General features: G+C 64.8%; 9 protein-coding genes. 2 read left to right on the top strand and 7 right to left on the bottom strand.

Annotated elements, in window-relative coordinates; all coding sequences use genetic code 11:
- The first annotated feature begins 58 nt into the window (after positions 1–58).
- On the top strand, positions 59–1,774 hold the full coding sequence (locus BM400_RS05445) for a metallopeptidase TldD-related protein (RefSeq protein WP_089837354.1): 1,716 nt from the start codon (positions 59–61) through the stop codon (positions 1,772–1,774).
- A gap of 128 nt (positions 1,775–1,902) precedes the next feature.
- Here the strand turns inward: BM400_RS05445 and BM400_RS05440 are convergent, their stop codons facing one another.
- The 3 genes from BM400_RS05440 to BM400_RS05430 all read right to left on the bottom strand — a co-directional run bounded on the left by BM400_RS05440 (position 1,903) and on the right by BM400_RS05430 (position 5,974).
- Positions 1,903–2,766, bottom strand: coding sequence for an SDR family NAD(P)-dependent oxidoreductase (locus BM400_RS05440; RefSeq protein WP_089837352.1), 864 nt, complete (start codon positions 2,764–2,766; stop codon positions 1,903–1,905).
- Positions 2,767–2,929: 163 nt separating this feature from the next.
- Positions 2,930–3,496, bottom strand: a complete 567-nt coding sequence (locus BM400_RS05435) for a TetR/AcrR family transcriptional regulator (RefSeq protein ID WP_089837350.1) — start codon at positions 3,494–3,496, stop codon at positions 2,930–2,932.
- 69 nt (positions 3,497–3,565) lie between these two features.
- Positions 3,566–5,974 (bottom strand): TonB-dependent receptor domain-containing protein, encoded by a 2,409-nt coding sequence (locus BM400_RS05430; protein ID WP_089837348.1) that lies wholly within the window; start codon positions 5,972–5,974, stop codon positions 3,566–3,568.
- A 271-nt stretch (positions 5,975–6,245) separates the two neighbouring features.
- Here BM400_RS05430 and BM400_RS05425 point away from each other — a divergent pair, with 271 nt between their 5' ends.
- Positions 6,246–7,901, top strand: a complete 1,656-nt coding sequence (locus tag BM400_RS05425) for a metallopeptidase TldD-related protein (protein WP_089837346.1) — start codon at positions 6,246–6,248, stop codon at positions 7,899–7,901.
- A gap of 4 nt (positions 7,902–7,905) precedes the next feature.
- Here BM400_RS05425 and dacB read toward each other — a convergent pair whose 3' ends face one another.
- Genes dacB through BM400_RS05405 form a run of 4 tightly spaced genes read right to left on the bottom strand, consistent with a single transcriptional unit; the run spans position 7,906 to position 15,371 of the window.
- A complete protein-coding gene (dacB, locus tag BM400_RS05420) occupies positions 7,906–9,540 on the bottom strand; it encodes a D-alanyl-D-alanine carboxypeptidase/D-alanyl-D-alanine endopeptidase (protein WP_089837344.1) in 1,635 nt (544 codons plus the stop codon).
- Between the two features lie 55 nt (positions 9,541–9,595).
- The gene (locus BM400_RS05415; protein ID WP_089837342.1) at positions 9,596–12,721 is read right to left on the bottom strand and encodes an efflux RND transporter permease subunit; all 3,126 of its coding nucleotides are present in this window, start codon (positions 12,719–12,721) and stop codon (positions 9,596–9,598) included.
- Positions 12,718–14,010, bottom strand: coding sequence for an efflux RND transporter periplasmic adaptor subunit (locus tag BM400_RS05410; protein WP_089837341.1), 1,293 nt, complete (start codon positions 14,008–14,010; stop codon positions 12,718–12,720). The genes BM400_RS05415 and BM400_RS05410 overlap by 4 nt, the downstream gene beginning before the upstream one ends.
- Positions 14,007–15,371: a TolC family protein gene (locus tag BM400_RS05405; RefSeq protein ID WP_089841518.1), complete on the bottom strand. Its 1,365-nt coding sequence runs from the start codon at positions 15,369–15,371 to the stop codon at positions 14,007–14,009. Before BM400_RS05405 ends, BM400_RS05410 begins: the two co-directional genes overlap by 4 nt.
- Positions 15,372–15,373 lie beyond the last annotated feature (2 nt).

Below are 15,373 nucleotides of genomic sequence, written 5' to 3'. Positions count from 1 at the left end.
AACCGGTGGGGGCGGAAATCCGATACACTCCCCATCAGCGCCGCCTTCAGGATTCTTCATGCCCAAGTACCACCCCGTTTCCCTGCTCCTCGCCCTTGCCCTTCTGCCTGCCGCTCGTGCGGCTGGCCCTGCCGACGTGCCGAAGACGGCTCCAGACTCGAAGCTGATGACGGCGCTGGAGACGGAGCTGACGCGCGCCATGAACACGCTGGGGAACGATCCGGCGGCGAAGGCCAAGTCGCCCAAGCCTTACTTTTTGTCGTATGCGGTGGCGGATGCGAGCAGCCTGACGATGTCGGCGCAGTTTGGGGCTTTGACGAGCTCGAACCAATCGCATACGCGGACGGCCGACGTGCAGGTGAGGCTGGGGGAGCCGGCTCTCGACAATACGCATGGTGACCATCGGAACTCGGCGTTGTCGACGATTCCGCTGCCGCTGACGGACGATCCGGCGGCGCTGTCGCGGTCGCTCTGGTATGCGACGAACCGGGGGTACGGGCGAGCACTGGACAGCTTTTTGAAGGTGAAGACGGAGCAGCAGGTTCGGGCGAAGGAAGAGGACGTTTCGGCGGACTTTTCGACCGAGCAGCCGAAGACGGATATGCTGCCTGCTTCGCCGGCTCTGACGGTGGACAAGGCGGTGTGGGAGGGGCGGCTGCGGGAGCTTTCGGGGCTGTTCAAGAAGTTTCCGGATGTGTTCTTCAACAATGTGAACCTGCAGGCTTCGACGGAGACGGATTATTTTGTTTCTTCCGAAGGCGCTAAGGTTTCTACGCCATCGCATGTGGCCCGGCTGGTGATTGTGGCCAGGACGCGGGCGGCGGATGGGATGGACCTGTTCCGCGTGGAGACGTTTGAATCCGATGAGGCCGGGCATCTGCCGGAGCAGAAGGTTCTGATCGAGAAGACGTTGGCCATGGCTCAGAATCTTGTTGCACTGCGGAATGCTCCGATTACGGAGCCCTATAACGGGCCCGCCATTCTTTCGGGGAGGGCGTCTGCGGTGTTCTTCCATGAGGTGCTGGGACATCGGCTGGAGGGGCAGAGGCAGCGCGGCGATGAGGAAGGGCAGACGTTTACGCGGCTTCTGAATAAGCCGATTCTGCCTACGTTCCTGTCGGTCGCGGACGATCCTACGCTCGCTACGTTTGAGGGGCATCCGCTTTCGGGGCACTATGTGTATGACGATGAAGGGCAGCCAGCACGACGGGTGGACCTGATCCAGGACGGCGTTCTGAAGACGTTTCTGATGTCGCGTTTGCCGATTGCGAGCTTCTCGCATTCGAACGGGCATGGACGCGCGGAGACGGGCAGGATGCCTACGGGGCGGCAGGGGAACCTGATCGTCACGAGCACGAAGACGGAGAGTGACAAGGCGCTGCGGGCGCAGTTGATTGAAGAGGCGAAGAAGCAGGGTAAGGCTTACGGGCTTTACTTTGAAGACATCAGCTCGGGGTTCGCGGTGACGACGCGGCGGTCGCCGCAGGCGTTCCAGGTGATTCCGCTGGTGGTGTATCGGGTGTATGTGGATGGAAGGCCGGATGAGCTGGTGCGGGGCGTGTCGATTGTGGGAACTCCGCAGGCGGCGCTGAACCGGATTCTGGCGACGAACGACAAGCCGGATATCTTCAATGGTATCTGCGGGGCGGAGTCGGGATCGATTCCGGTGAGCGCGGTGGCTCCGGCGATGCTGGTTTCGGAGATCGAGACGCAGAGGCAGTCGCAGGGGATCGCACGGCCTCCGATCTTGCCACCTCCTTCGGACGGCAAGTAGGCGTTCCCATGCCTTTTTACTGCGCGTGGCTCTCCCGGGGCCTGCGGCAAGACCGTTCGTCGAGAAGAGGATTCAGAGGCTCGATGCCCCACATCTCAGAAGCGAGATGTGGGGCACCCTGTTTGCGGCTAGTTCTTGAGTAGGTCGGCGATGGGGATGGCGTCGGGGAAGACGGTGGAGTGGGTGACTTCGCTCCACTTCGCGGCTTCGGAGGCTCGGGCTTCTTCGACGTCGCGGACGCGGGTTACGGCGTCCACACCGAGGATGAGGCGCTTGGGGACGTCATCGCTATGGGCGAGCTTGAGGATGACCTGGGCGATGCGTTTGGGGTCGCCCTCGGAGTGGCCCCGGACGGCGTTGAGGAGCTTCATCATGGGGCCTACGGTGGGCTCGTAGTCGGGCAGGAGGTCTGGGGTATTTTCACCGGCGCGCTGGGCCCAGTTGGTGCGGATGCCGCCGGGTTCGAGCGTGCAGATCTTGACGCCGAAGGGAGCGACTTCGAGGCCGACCGAGTCGCTGAATCCGCCTACGGCCCACTTGGCGGCATGGTAAGGCGAGTTGGCGGGATAGGCGATGCGCCCACCGATGGAGGAGACCTGGAAGATGTGGCCGCCGCGCTGCGCGCGCATGATGGGAATGGCGGCGCGCGTGGTGTAGACGACGCCGTAGAAGCAGGTGTCGACGACGGCCTTGAAGTCTTCGGGGCTTGTCTGCTCGAAGGGGGCGAAGTGGCCGTAGCCAGCGTTGTTGACGAGGACGTCGAGGCGTCCGTAGGTGTCTACGGCGGTTTGGACGGCGGCGATCGCGGCGGACTCTTCGCGGACCTCGAGGGTTATGGGGGTGATGCGGTTGCCGTATTGTTCTACGAGCGGGGCGAGTTGTTCGGGGCGACGGGCGGCGGCGACGACGCTGTGGCCTGCGGCGAGGGCGGCTTCGGCGATGTCGCGTCCTAGGCCGTTTCCACTTCCTGTGATGAGCCAGATCTTGGGCATTTTGGTTCTCCTGTGTATAGGATTGCAGAATGACTGACTGGTTGCTCATTTATTTCAGGCATTGTGAAGTGAGAGCGAGGCCGGGGCTAAAGCCCCTCTCTACTCCCAAGAGCAAAGGCAACCGCAGATCCCTTTCGGGGATGACAACCAAAGAGGATGGGGTTTAGCGGACGGCGCGCCAGAAGATCTGGAAGCCGTTTTCGATGAGGGCTTCGCGGTGCCTGGGGTCTTTGGCGATGAAGTCCATCGTGGCCTCCTGCATGGCGGACATGAGAGATGCCGCGTAGCCCGCGGGCATCTCCTTGAGGCCGTTACGGGCTTCGAGGTCGCTGAGCATCTTCTCGATCACGGTGCGGGACTGGATGGTGCGTTTCCTGGTCTTTGGCGTGATGAGGTTCGAGAGGTTCAGGTACACCGAAACCATGCGGCGGCTGGGGGATTCGATCCACCAGGAGAGATAGGCTCTCCAGACGTGGCGAGCGCGCGCTTCGAGGCTGGCGGTTTGCGGGTAGGCCTGGTTGATACGGGTGAGGGCTTCTTCCTTGAGCTCCAGGTAGAGCACGTTGAGGAGATCTTCCTTGTTGGGGAAGTAGGTGAAGAGGGTTCCGGTGGCGATGCCGGCGCGTTCGGCGATGCGGGCGGTGGTCGCGGACAGGCCTACGTCGGCGATCTCCGCGATGGCCGCTTCGAGGATGGCCGTTCGTTTTTCGGGACTCCGTGCGCGGGCCATGGTGAGAGGGTACAACAGCGAAGGGGGCGCGGTGTGATCCGCGCCCCCTTCGCTGTTGCTGCGTAAAGGTTAGAACTTGACGCTGAAGGTGCCGGTGATGGCGCGGGGGGCGCCGGGCTGGAGGGTGTTGTTGTTGACCGAGGTGGGATCGCTGGCGACGAAGCCGTTTGTGCCGATGGTGCCCCAGTACTTGGTGCTGGCGATGTTGTAGACGTTGAGCTGGAGCTTGAGCTGGTCGAAGGGGCCGACCTCGTCGACGTGGTAGCTGGTGCCGAACTCGCCGAGCATGCGGCCGCCGACCGAGTTGTCGTTGGTGTAGGTGAAGTAGCGCTTGCCCATGTAGTCGGCTCCCATGTGGGCGTCGAAGCCCCGGTGGGAGTAGGTGAGGGCGGTTTTGTAGAGGACCTGCGGGGAGTCGACGGCGATCTTGCCGCCGGTCTGGATGACCGAGGTGGGGCTGGCGTTGTAGTTGGAGTCGTAGGTCGACTTGGAGAAGGTGAGGGCGTTGTAGAAGCTCCAGTCGGAGGTGAGGCGGGTGGTGATGGCTCCGTCGACGCCGTTGGTGGTGACGCCGCCTACGTTGGAGAGGATGGACGCGTTGCCGGCGATGCCGGGGCCCTGCTGGATGGCGAGGAGGCGGTTGGAGAAGTTGACGTGGAAGAAGCTGGCCTGGGCCTGGACGTGGTTGTTGGTGAGGCGGTATCCGGCCTCTTCGCTCCAGGAGGATTCGGACTTGAGGTTGCTGGTGAGGGCGTTGAAGCCGGCCTGCGTGGTTCCCCAGGGCGAGGTGCCGAAGCCCTTGCCGCCGGCCTGGAAGGCGCGGACGTTTTCGGCGACGCTGGCGAAGACCTCGTTGGCAGCGTTGAGCTTGACGTTGACTCCGACCTGCGGGAGGAAGGGCTTGCCGGAGGTGAGCTTGCCCTGCGCGTAGTTGGCGGTGGAGTCGGTGGGGGCGAGGTTGATGCCTACGTTGTAGCCGACGAGGGTTCCGGTGGTGTAGGTCTCGCTGGTCTTGAAGCCGGCGGCGAGGGTGATGGCGGAGGTGAGCTTGAACTGATCCTGGAGGTGGATCTGGAAGAGGTTGGTGGGGAAGTTATAGGCCCACTGGGTCCAGAAGGGGAAGACGGGGGTGTCGTAGATGGAGCGGCCGGGGCCGTCGAGGGTGGTGGCGTAGTAACGGCGGGCGAGGTCGAAGCTTTCCTTTTCGAACCAGACACCGCCTTCGAGGGTGTTGCGCGGGGTCTCGTAGGAGAGGGTGCTGATGACGCCGCCGCGCGCGATACGGTACTCGGAGGTGCGTTCGGAGATGGGGGAGACGGCGGTGCCGCTTACGTCGTAGGTGGCGACGTAGGGGGTGTACCAGAGGCCGGCGCCGTTGTTGTGGTGGCCGTAGACGGTGGTCTTCGAGGTGAGGTGGTCGGTGAGGGCGGTCTTGTAGTTGACGTAGCCGAGGAAGTCCTTGCGGAGGCCGCCGGCGGCGTAGTAGCCGACGTCTTCGGGGTCGTTGGAGAGGTCACCGAAGCCGCCGGGCTGAAGGAGCGGGATGCTGCCTGGGAAGGCTGTGGAGATACCGGCGAAGACCTTACCGCCGCCGCCCTGGGCGTTATAGGCGTTGGCGGCCTGGAGGGCTGTCTTCCAGTCGCCGAAGTTGTCTGTCTTGTAGCCGAGGGTGTTGACCCAGACCTTGTTCTCGTCCTGGTAGTCGACTTCCTGACGGTTGGAGTAGTCGGCGTAGACGGTGAGGACGCCCTTGGAGCCGACGAACTGCTGGAGCTTGGTGTTGAACTGGAAGTAGCTCTGGCGGATGGGTCCGTCGCCGCGCCACTTGTTGGAGGTCTGGTAGACGCCGTCGACAAAGAGGCGGGTGTGGGTTTTGAGGAGGCCGGTGTCGTAGCGGGCGAAGGTGCGGGAGCCGTTGAAGCTGCCGAAGGACTGGGTGGCCTGGAAGCCGCGCTTGTCGGAGGGGTCGGTGGAGTAGAACTGGACGGCGCCGCCGAGGTTGGAGGTGGAGGCGGTGTCGAGGGAGCCGGTGCCCTGCGAGAGGGCGGCGTGGCCGAGGTTCTCGTCGATGAGGGCGCGGCTGATGTGCAGGCCGTTGAGGTTGCCGTAGGACATGTCGCCGAGCGGTACGTCGTCGAGGGTGAAGCCAAGCTGGTTCTGGTTGAAGCCGCGGATGGAGATGCGGACGGCCCACTCGTACGCGCCGTAGGGGTCGGCGGAGGTGATGGAGACGGAGGGGAGCCGGTTGAGGACGGCGATGGGCGAGGTGCCGGGGGTCTGCTCGAGGAGGATCTTCTGGTCGATGGACTGGACGTCGCGGGTTTCACCCTGCGCGGTGACGGTGACCTGCTCGGTGGAGGTAGCGCGGGCCGGGGTGGGGGCCGGGGGTTGAGGAGCAGGGTCTTGCTGGGCTTTCGCGCGGGTTGCGCCAAGCAGAGTGGCAGCCAAAGTGGCCGCGACAAGGAGCGTCTTCTTCAATGTTCCTCCTAATACGGTACGGTCCTCGCGGAATCTGGAATCGCGCACATTTCAGAGGGGTGAGCCCTGAAGGGGAGTGCGCGAGCGGTCGAGTGGGCGGCCCGGGATTGGGTCGCGCCTCGATTCCTGGCGGGATTGGTGTCGAGACTAGAGGAGGGGATTCGCGCGGGATGTTGAGGGCGGGTGAAAATGCGGTGAATCGAAGGGGCGCGCCTGTGGAAGACACATTCGACTATGATTCATCCAAACGGTTCACGAGACACACTCCCGGATGCCCATGGTCAAACTTGCTGTCGCCTTTACCCTCGCGCTCAACCTTGGCGCTTTTGCCGCTCACGTCCCTGCCCCGAGGGCCGCTGCAACGGCGGTGAACGATCCGATGCTGCAGGCCATGAAGGCTGAGCTGGAACGCGAGCAGGCCGGTCTGGTGCTGCCGGGGATGCAGAGGCCTTTCTTTATCGAGTATCGACTCGACGACATTCGGACGTACGAGGCGATTGCCAACTATGGCGCGCTGACGCGGGAAGAGGAGCAGCACCAGAGGGTGGTGCGGGTGACGGTGCGGATTGGGTCGTACGACTCGGATTCGAGCTCGAGCCGTGGCGATGGAAGTCTGCAGCTTGCGCCCCAGGATAACGATCCGGCAGCGCTGCGGTATGCGCTGTGGACGGCTACGGATGAGGCCTATAAGAACGCCTTGCGGGCCTACTCCACCAAGCAGGCTACGCTGAAGCGGTTTGAGCAGCAGAGGACCGAGCAGGACTTTGCGCCGGCCAAGGCGGTAACGGCGATCGAGCCACTGGTACCGCTGGAGATCGACAGGGCGGAGTGGAAGAAGCGGCTGATTGAGGCGAGCGGGCTGTTTCTGGAGCAGCCGGGTGCGGCGCATATCGACTACTCGACCGCGAACGTGCGCGGGATTGCGGTGAACCGGTTCCTGGTGAATACGGAGGGGACGGTGCTGCGTCATGGGTACGCGGGGTATACGGACGCGATCTCGGTGGGGACGCAGGCTCCGGATGGGATGCGGCTTTCACGGGACAACGGATCGACGGCGGCCAAGGCGAGCGAATTGGAGTCTGCGGCGGCCTTCAAGAAGCGGGTTCTGGACGATTTGAAGAGTCTGGAGGAGTTGAGGAACGCTCCGGTGGTTTCGTCGGAGGATTATCACGGGCCTGTGCTGTTCTCGGGCGATGCCTCGGCGGATGTGATGAACAGGCTGTTTGTGCCGAATATTGAGGCCGACCGGCCGGAGCTGGGGACGACGGCTCGGACGCAGGGGGCGTATACGTCGAGCTACAGGTCGCGGGTACTGCCGGAGATTCTTTCCGTGACGGACGATCCGACGGAGAAGACGTTCGCCGGACAGACGCTGCTGGGGTCGTATACGACGGACGACGAGGGCGTGCCGGCTGAGGCGGTGGATGTGGTGATCCATGGGAAGCTGACGAACTACCTGATTGGGCGGACGCCGGTACGGGATTTCGCGAGCTCGAATGGGCATGGGCGCGCGGCTCCGGGACAGGCGGCGCATGCGCGTTCCGCGGTGATTACGTTCAAGCCGACCCAGGCAGTGCCCGCAGCCGAGATGCATGCGCGTCTGCTGGCGATGGCGCGAGAGCAGGGGCGCGATGTGTACGAGGTGGAGACGCTGGCCGGAGAGCTGGCTCCGCGTCTGCTGTACCTGGTGCATGCCAAGGATGGCTCGAAGGAGCTGGTGCGTGGGGCGGTCTTCGACGAGCTGGATAATCGGAGCTTGCGGTCGGATATTGTTGCGGCGGGGGACGATCCGTTTGTTGCGCAGACGCTGGGTGCGGTGCCGCAGACGACGATTACGCCATCGCTGCTGTTTGGGGACATCGGGGTGAAGAGGGCGACGGAAGAGCAGCAGAAGCTGCCTTACTATCCGCCGCCGGTGGTGAAGTAGGCCACTAGTTTGCGGCTGCGATGGCTGCGACGATGCGGTCCATGGCATCGCGGTCGGCGGTGGTGCGCGGGGTGTGGTTGCCGACCATGACGGAGAAGATGATGGTCTTGCCACTGGCTGCGACGAGGTAGCCGCTGAGCGCGCGCGCCTCGCCGAGGGTGCCGGTCTTGGCGAAGAGATTGTCCTTGAGCGGGGCCTTGGGGAACCGGGCGATGAGGGTGCCGTCTTCGCCGCCGATGGGCAGGGTCTTCTTCCAGTCAGCGAACCAGGGTTGGGTGGTGGCCCAGGCGAGGAGCTTCGTGGTGGCGCGGGGCGTGACGAGGTCGTGGCCGCTGAGGCCGGAGCCATCGAAGAAGAGGAAATCGTCGGGGTCCAGGCCTACCTTTGAGGTCATGAAGGCGCGCAGGATGCCTTCGCCTTGTGCGCCGGAGCCACCACATGCGAGACGCGTTGCGATCTGATGGAGGAGGATCTCGGCGTGCTGGTTCTGGCTGATCTTGTTGGTGACGGTGAGATCGTCGAGGAGCGGGACGGAGACGTGCCGGGCGAGTTCGCGGCGCTCTTCTCCGTGCGATAGCGGGGCTTCCGTAAGCTGGGCGGTGCGGCACAAGAGAGTTCCCCTGGCGGAGTCTTCGGCGACCTGTATGGACTGCTCCACGAAGCCGCGAGGCTCGGAGGGGAGCTGGTGCTTCGCGCGGGCTTTGCCGGTGACCTGGATGCCGCGGGCTTCGAGCATGCTTTTGAGGGCGAGGGCGGCGTACTCGGCTGGGTCTTCGATGGCGATGTCTTCGTTGTCGGGCCGGGCATCGGTGGCGATGGTTCCGTAGATGCGGAGGACGCGAGAGCCGATCATGCGTTCGAACTGGACGTGATTGCCGGACTTTGCGGGGCCCGTGGTGAGGCCGGAGGCGTCGATGCGGTAGTAGGCGGGCATGGTGGGGTCGACGACGATGGAGACGGCATCGCCGGCGTTGACGCCCGGCTCAACGGTGAGCCCGATGGCGTTGTCGTTGATGGTGAGGGCGGAGACGGGCGCGCCGTAGTACCAGAGGGCATCGTCGATAGACCAGTCGGCTGGGTAAGGCTCCCAGGGGAAGAGGGTGTCGTCGCCGACGATGTCGCCGTCGATGAGCTTGAGGCCGGAGGCAGCGATCTGATCGGCCATGGCGGCGAGGTGGCGCAAGGGGTCAACGGGCATGTCTCCCGCTACTTTTTTGGGGCGGTCTTTGGGCGAGAGGTAGGGGATGGTGCGGCCGGAGAGGTTGGCATCGCCGGCTCCGACGATCGTGACGTCGCCCTTGAGCGATGAGGTGCCGGTGAAGGTGCCGCGGCCTACTATGCGGGTGGTGAAGGTCTTGTCGGGGCCGAGGAGGGCGATGGCGGTCGTGGTGGTGAAGAGCTTGGCGTTCGAGGCGGGCTGGAAGAGCTGGGCCTCGTTCATGCCGTAGAGCGGGGTGCCATCGAGCCGGGTGACGGCCACGCCCCAGTGGGCGCGGGAGACGCCGGGTTCGGAGACGATGGTTTGCACCTGGTGGGCAAGATCGTGGCGGGCCAGATCGGTTGTCTGCGCCATCGCGAGACCGCAACCGAGGCTGAAGACCGCGGTGAGAAATGCACCCCTACATGGAAGCTGTCGCATGGGCGCAGTGTAGCAGCATCGCGCCCTGCGAGGATGGCGGCGTGGGTCTGCTTGCTCAGGGCTCTGCGTGACGGTTGCGGGTGAGGGAGTAGTAGAGGACGGGTGTGACGATGAGGCTGAGGGCGATGGAGAGGGTGAGGCCTCCGATGACGGCGATGGCGAGGGGCTGCAACATCTGTGAACCGGCGCCGAGCGCGAACGCGAGAGGAAGCATGCCGCCTACGGCCGCGATGGCGGTCATGACGATGGGGCGGAGGCGGCGCTGGGCGGCGTGAAGCATGGCGGCGCGCGCGTCGACGCTGGGTCCGCGGTACTTCTCGTCGGCGTCGAGGAGGAGGATGCCGTTCTTGGCGACGATGCCGATGACCATGATGAGTCCCATGAAGCTGGCCACGTTGAAGTTCGTCTTCGTGATGAGAAGAGCGAGGACCACGCCGGCGATGGAGAGGATGGAGCTGGTGAGGATGGCGATGGGCGCAGAGAAGTTGCGGAACTCCGCGAGCAGGACGACGAAGACGAGCCCCAGGGCAAGGACTAAGACGCGGGCGAGATCGGCGAAGGACTTCTGCTGCTCCTGGTAGGTGCCGCCGTACTCCACGCGGACGGAGGATGGGATGTTGAGGGCGGCGACCTTGGTCTTGACCTGCTCCATGGTGCCGCCGAGGTCGGAGCCTTCGAGGCGGCCGCTGACGAGGATGACCTGCTGGAGGTTTTCGCGGCGGATCTCGTTTTGCGGGGGGAGCTGCTCGACCTCGGCCATGGCGCCGAGGGATGCGGTGTGGCCTGAGGCGGAGTTGAAGATGGTGTTCTCGATAGCGTCGAGGGAGGCGCGGCTCTCGTCGCCGAGGCGCACACGGATGGTGTAGGGGCGGCCGTTGAGGATGAGGGGGTCGTTGGTGGGGAGGCCGTCGAGGATGGAGGTTGCGTCCTCGGCGACCTCCTGCGGGGTGAAGCCCAGTTTGGCCGCGAGAGTGGGGTTGATTCTGAAGTTGGTGGCGGGCCCGCTGACAGTGTTGTCGATGCCGTTCTGGGTATCGACGACGCCGGGGATGGTCTGGAGGGCGGCCTGCACGCGAGGGGCGAGATCGTGGAGTGCGGTCACGTCGTTCGAGAAGAGCTTGATCTGGATGGGCTCGGGCGAGTTGGAGAGATCGCCGATCATGTCCTGAAGGACCTGCGTGAACTCGACGTCGAGGGCGGGCTCACGCTTCTTGACGCGCTCGCGAACGTCGGCGATGACCTCGTCGATGGGGCGGTCGCGCTTGCTCTTGAGGCGCACGGTGAAGTCGCCGTAATTGGCCTCGGTGACGGCGGCGAGGCCCATCTGGAGGCCGGTGCGGCGGGAGGTGATGAGGACTTCGGGGGTGTCGCGGAGGATCTGCTCCACGTCCTGGAGGATGCGGTCGGTTTCGGCGAGGGAGGTTCCGGCGGGGGTGAGGTAGTCGAGGATGAAGGCGCCTTCGTCCATCTCCGGAAGGAGATCCGTGGCGAGATTGCGATAGGCGAAGTAGGAGCCGACGACGAGGAGCGCACAGAGGCCGACGAGGGCGAGAGGCTTGCTCAACGCCCACTCGAGTGCCGATGCGTGCTTGTGGAGAACCCACTGCATGGCTTTGCCGTGGTCTTCGTCGGCGACGATGGGTTCTTCAGCGACGACGGGTTCGTCCGCCGCGCGGGGCTTCACCTTGAGGAGGACGAGCGAGAGGGCGGGCGTCCAGGTGACGGCGAGGACGAGCGAGGTGAGGAGAGCCGCAGTCATGGTGACGGCGAGCGCACGGAAGAAGCTGCCGGTGACGCCGCTGACCGCGATCAGGGGGAGGAAGACGACGACCGGGGTAAGGGTGGAGCCGAGGAGTGGGATGGTGATCTCACGCAGGGCCATGCGCACGGCGTCGATGCGGTTCTGTCCGGCGTTGCGATGCACGACGATGTTCTCGACGACGACGATGGCGTCGTCGATGACGAGGCCGATGGCTGCGGCGAGGCCGCCGAGGGTCATGAGGTTGAAGCTCTGGCCGATGATCCAGAGGAGGAGAATTGTCACCGCGACGGTTACAGGAATGACGAGGCCGGCGATGAGCGAGGAGCTCCAGTCGCCGAGGAAGAGAAAAAGGATGACGCAGGCGAGGATGAGGCCGATGAGGATGGCGTCGCGGACGCTGGAGATGCTCTCGCGGACGAGCTCGGATTGATCGTAGAAGGGTGCGATCTTCACGCCAGGTGGGATTTTGGCTTGCAGGGTCTTGAGCTCGGCGGCGACGGCGTCCGCTACGGCGACCGTATTGCTGGAGGGCTGACGCGCGATGTTGAGGAGCACCGCGGGAGCTCCGTTCGAGGTAACCATCGTGTAGACGGGCAGGACGCCGGGCTTGACCACTGCGACGTCGTTTACCTTGACCGATACACCGCCCGGGGTGGTCTTGATGACGAGGTTGCCGAGCTCGGTCGCGCTGTGAGCCTGAGCACCGACTAGGCCGAGGATAAGCTCGTGGTTCGCCTCGTACAGGCCGGGGGAGTCGATCATATTCGAGGCCTGGACGCCGTTGACGAGATCGAGCAGCGTGACGCCCGCGGTCTGCATGCGGGCCATGTTGGGCACGATGTGGAACTCAGGGACCTTGCCGCCCTGCACGACGACGGTGCTGACGCCATCGACGCGATTGAGGGGCGGCTTGAGGTCGTAGGTGGCTAGTTCCCAGAGCTGGGTCTGCGAGACGGTATCCTTGCCGCGATCCTCCGCGGTGAGGGCATAGCCGAGGATGGGGAAGGTGGCGAAGGTGAGGCGGTTGGTGGTGATCTTCGCGGTGCTGGGCAGGCTTTGCGAGACCTTGGAGAGGGCGGCGTCGGTGAGCTGGAGGGTGCGGAACATGTCCACGTTCCAGTCGAAGAAGAGGCTGACCTCGGCGGAGCCGCGCGAGGTGGTACTGCGCACGGTCTTCAAGCCGGGGACGGAGTTGATGGCGTCTTCGATGGGCTTGGTGATGGTGACCTGCATCTGCTCGACAGGCATGACGCCGTTGTCGACGCCGATGACGACGCGGGGAAAGTTGGTGTCGGGGAAGACGGCGATGGGCACCTGGAACGCAGCGTAGATGCCCGCGGCGGTGATGAGCAGGATCGCGAAGAAGATGGTCTTCGCGGAGCGCGAGAGCCAGAAGCCGGAGGTGTCGGGGGCGCTCACTTGTCGTCTCCGTCTTTCTTTCCAGCGGATGGTTTGGCATCGTCGGCCTCGGCTGCGGGGGCCTTGCCTACCTTGACCTTCGTGCCTTCGTCGAGTCCGTAGGCTCCGGTGGTGATGACGGTGTCGGTCGCGGACACGCCATCGAGCACCTGTACGTCCTCGGCGGTGGTGATTCCGAGCGTGACGGGCTTCTTGTGGGCAGTTCCATCGGATGCCATGAGCATGACGAACTTCGAGACACCGTCGGGACCGGCCTGGATGGCCTCCGCGGGAATGAGCAGCGTATCCTTCGCGGTGCGGCCGGTGATGGTGGCGTGGACGGGTGTACCTACCTTGTAGAGGCCTTTGGGGTTCTCGATGCGGAGCCAGACTTCAACCGTCGTGGAACCGGGATCGAGGGCCGGGCTGATGAGGGAGACCTTCGCGTGGACGGGTTCTTCGATGCCGGGGATCCTGACGGTCGCGGTCGCGCCGAGGACGAGTTGCTGCGCCTGAATCTGGGCCATGTGGAGCTTGGCGAGGAGAGCGGAGGTGTCCATGACGGTGAGGAGCGGGGTGCCGGCTGCGGCGGTCTCTCCGGCAAAGAGCGAGCGGTCGGTGACGACGCCGGAGATGGGGCTGTGAATCTCGGTATAGCTGAGCTGCGCGGCGGCACCGAGGTATTTGCCCTTGGCGGACTGAAGCTGGCCCTGCGCGGTTTCCAGGGCGCTCTTGCGGCCGATCTTCTGGACGGAGTCGAGGTGCTGCTTTGCGATGTCGTAGGCGGACTGGGCCTGCACGAGCGCGGCCTTTGCGGTGTCGAGATCGCGGCCGGGGATGGCACCCTGGGTAAAGAGCTGCGTGCGGGCGGCCACGATGGTCTCGTTGAGCTTCAGGGTGCTCTCGGCCTGCTTGAGATCGTTCTCGGCCCGGGTGGTGTCTTCGGGGACGGTAGCCTGCACGGCGTTCTCGTAGGTGCCCTGCGCGGCGGTGTAGGTGCCCTTGTTGTCGAGGACGGCAGCGCTGAGGTCGCCGTTCTCGAGCGTGGCGAGGAGCTGGCCCTCCTTGACGCGTACGCCGCGCTGCACGTAGAAGCGCTTGACGGGGGCCGAGACCTTGGGAGAGATGGCGGCCTGGGCGAGCGGGGCGAGGGTGGCGTCGGCCTGGATCTGCTCGGCGATGGTTCCCTGCTCGGGGTGCGCGACCTGCACGTAGACCTCGGGCCTGGGAGCGGCCTCTTCCCTGGCCTTGCAGCCTGTGATCGTACATGCGCCGATCAGCGTCAGTAGTGTGCCGAGTCTCTTCGTCATATCGTTCCTGTCAGAAGCTGGAGTTGGGCGAGCGCGGTCTGGTAGCGGACGGCGCCGTCGGCGCGGGCTACCTCGGCTGCGGTCAATGAGTTCTGGGCGTCGACGACCTCGAGGACGGTGGACTCGCCGGCGGTGTAACGCATGCGGGTGAGGCGCAGGGATTCAGCGGCGGTCTGCACGCTGTCTTCGAAGGACGCGAGTTGCGCCTGGGCGGCGGCGGCCTCGGCGTAGAACTCTTCAAGCTGCGCGATGAGGCGGCGCTGTGTGGCCGTCAGAGCTACCTTGGCGGCGTCGCGCTGGATCTCGCTCTGCTTGACCTTGTGCGCGGTGGAGAGCCAGTTCCAGACGGGGATGTCGAGCGTGGCGCTGGCGGAGTAGCCGAGGTTGCGCACACCCTGCGGGCCGTTGGCGGCGAACTGCTCGGCGTCGATACCGTAGGTGTAGCTGAGGGCGAGGTCGGGCAAGTACGCTGCGCGGGCGGCGGTGACGCTGAGGTTGCTGGCCTTCAACTGGGCGAGCGCGCTCTGTAGCTCGGGGTTCAGTTTGCCTGCTGCGGCTTCGATCTCCGGGCGGGGAGCGAGCGGTGGGGCGTCGGCGGAGATCGCCACCTGGTAGGGCGAGCGCGGGTCGGGGTTGAGCAGGACGCCGAGTTCAAGTTTGGCCCTGTTGTAGGAGAGCGTGGCGTCGGCCAGGTCGCGATCGCGCTGCTGCTGTTGCAGCTTTGCCTTCACGACATCGGCGTGGGCGACCTCGCGGACGGCTTCGCGCTGGGTGGTCTGCTTGGTGAAATCGGTGGCCTCACGCGCTGCGCGTTGGGCCACGGTCCACTTTGCATAGGACGACGAGACGCCGTAATAGAGGGCCACCACGGTGGCGACGAGGCCACGTCGGGCTACTTCCATCTCGGCCTGCGCGACGGCGGCTTGCGCAGAGGCGAGCGATACGGCGTTGAAGCCCTGGAGGCCGAGCGTCTCCGTGACGATGCCCTGACTGGCGTATTCGCGCACGGCGTTGTTTGCGATGAACTTGGGCGCGGCCTGTGAGCCGGTTGAACCGGCGGAGTTGGTGGCACCGTTCGGCTGCGTGTAGAGATAGGCGTTGTGGTAGGTCGCGGTAGGCAGCAGGGCTGCGCGCGCAATCGATTTTTCAAGGCCCGCGACCTTGCTGGCGGCGACCGCGGCGGCGAAGGCGGGTTCGTTGGCGCGTGCGCGTTCGATGGCCTGGTTGAGGGTGATGACCGGGCCTTCCGGTGCCGGGATTGCCGGCCGGGGAGGCGCGGCAGGCAATGCCTGTCCTGCGCCTCCCTGCACCGCGCACGCCAGCAGCAACAGCGCGAGCGTGGATGCTTTGCGTTGTTGCATCG

It is taken from the genome of Granulicella pectinivorans, assembly GCF_900114625.1.
GTDB lineage: Bacteria > Acidobacteriota > Terriglobia > Terriglobales > Acidobacteriaceae > Edaphobacter > Edaphobacter pectinivorans.
The sequence above is the reverse complement of the archived record's forward strand: the minus strand, read 5'-3'. Positions and strand labels throughout refer to the sequence as shown.

Bases quoted from the DNA above. Each gene is read 5' to 3' on its own strand.
- BM400_RS05445 (WP_089837354.1), top strand. From the start codon at position 59: ATGCCCAAGTACCACCCCGTTTCCCTGCTCCTCGCCCTTGCCCTTCTG.
- BM400_RS05440 (WP_089837352.1), bottom strand. From the start codon at position 2,766: ATGCCCAAGATCTGGCTCATCACAGGAAGTGGAAACGGCCTAGGACGC.
- BM400_RS05435 (WP_089837350.1), bottom strand. From the start codon at position 3,496: ATGGCCCGCGCACGGAGTCCCGAAAAACGAACGGCCATCCTCGAAGCG.
- BM400_RS05425 (WP_089837346.1), top strand. From the start codon at position 6,246: ATGCCCATGGTCAAACTTGCTGTCGCCTTTACCCTCGCGCTCAACCTT.
- dacB (WP_089837344.1), bottom strand. From the start codon at position 9,540: ATGCGACAGCTTCCATGTAGGGGTGCATTTCTCACCGCGGTCTTCAGC.
- BM400_RS05410 (WP_089837341.1), bottom strand. From the start codon at position 14,010: ATGACGAAGAGACTCGGCACACTACTGACGCTGATCGGCGCATGTACG.
- BM400_RS05405 (WP_089841518.1), bottom strand. From the start codon at position 15,371: ATGCAACAACGCAAAGCATCCACGCTCGCGCTGTTGCTGCTGGCGTGC.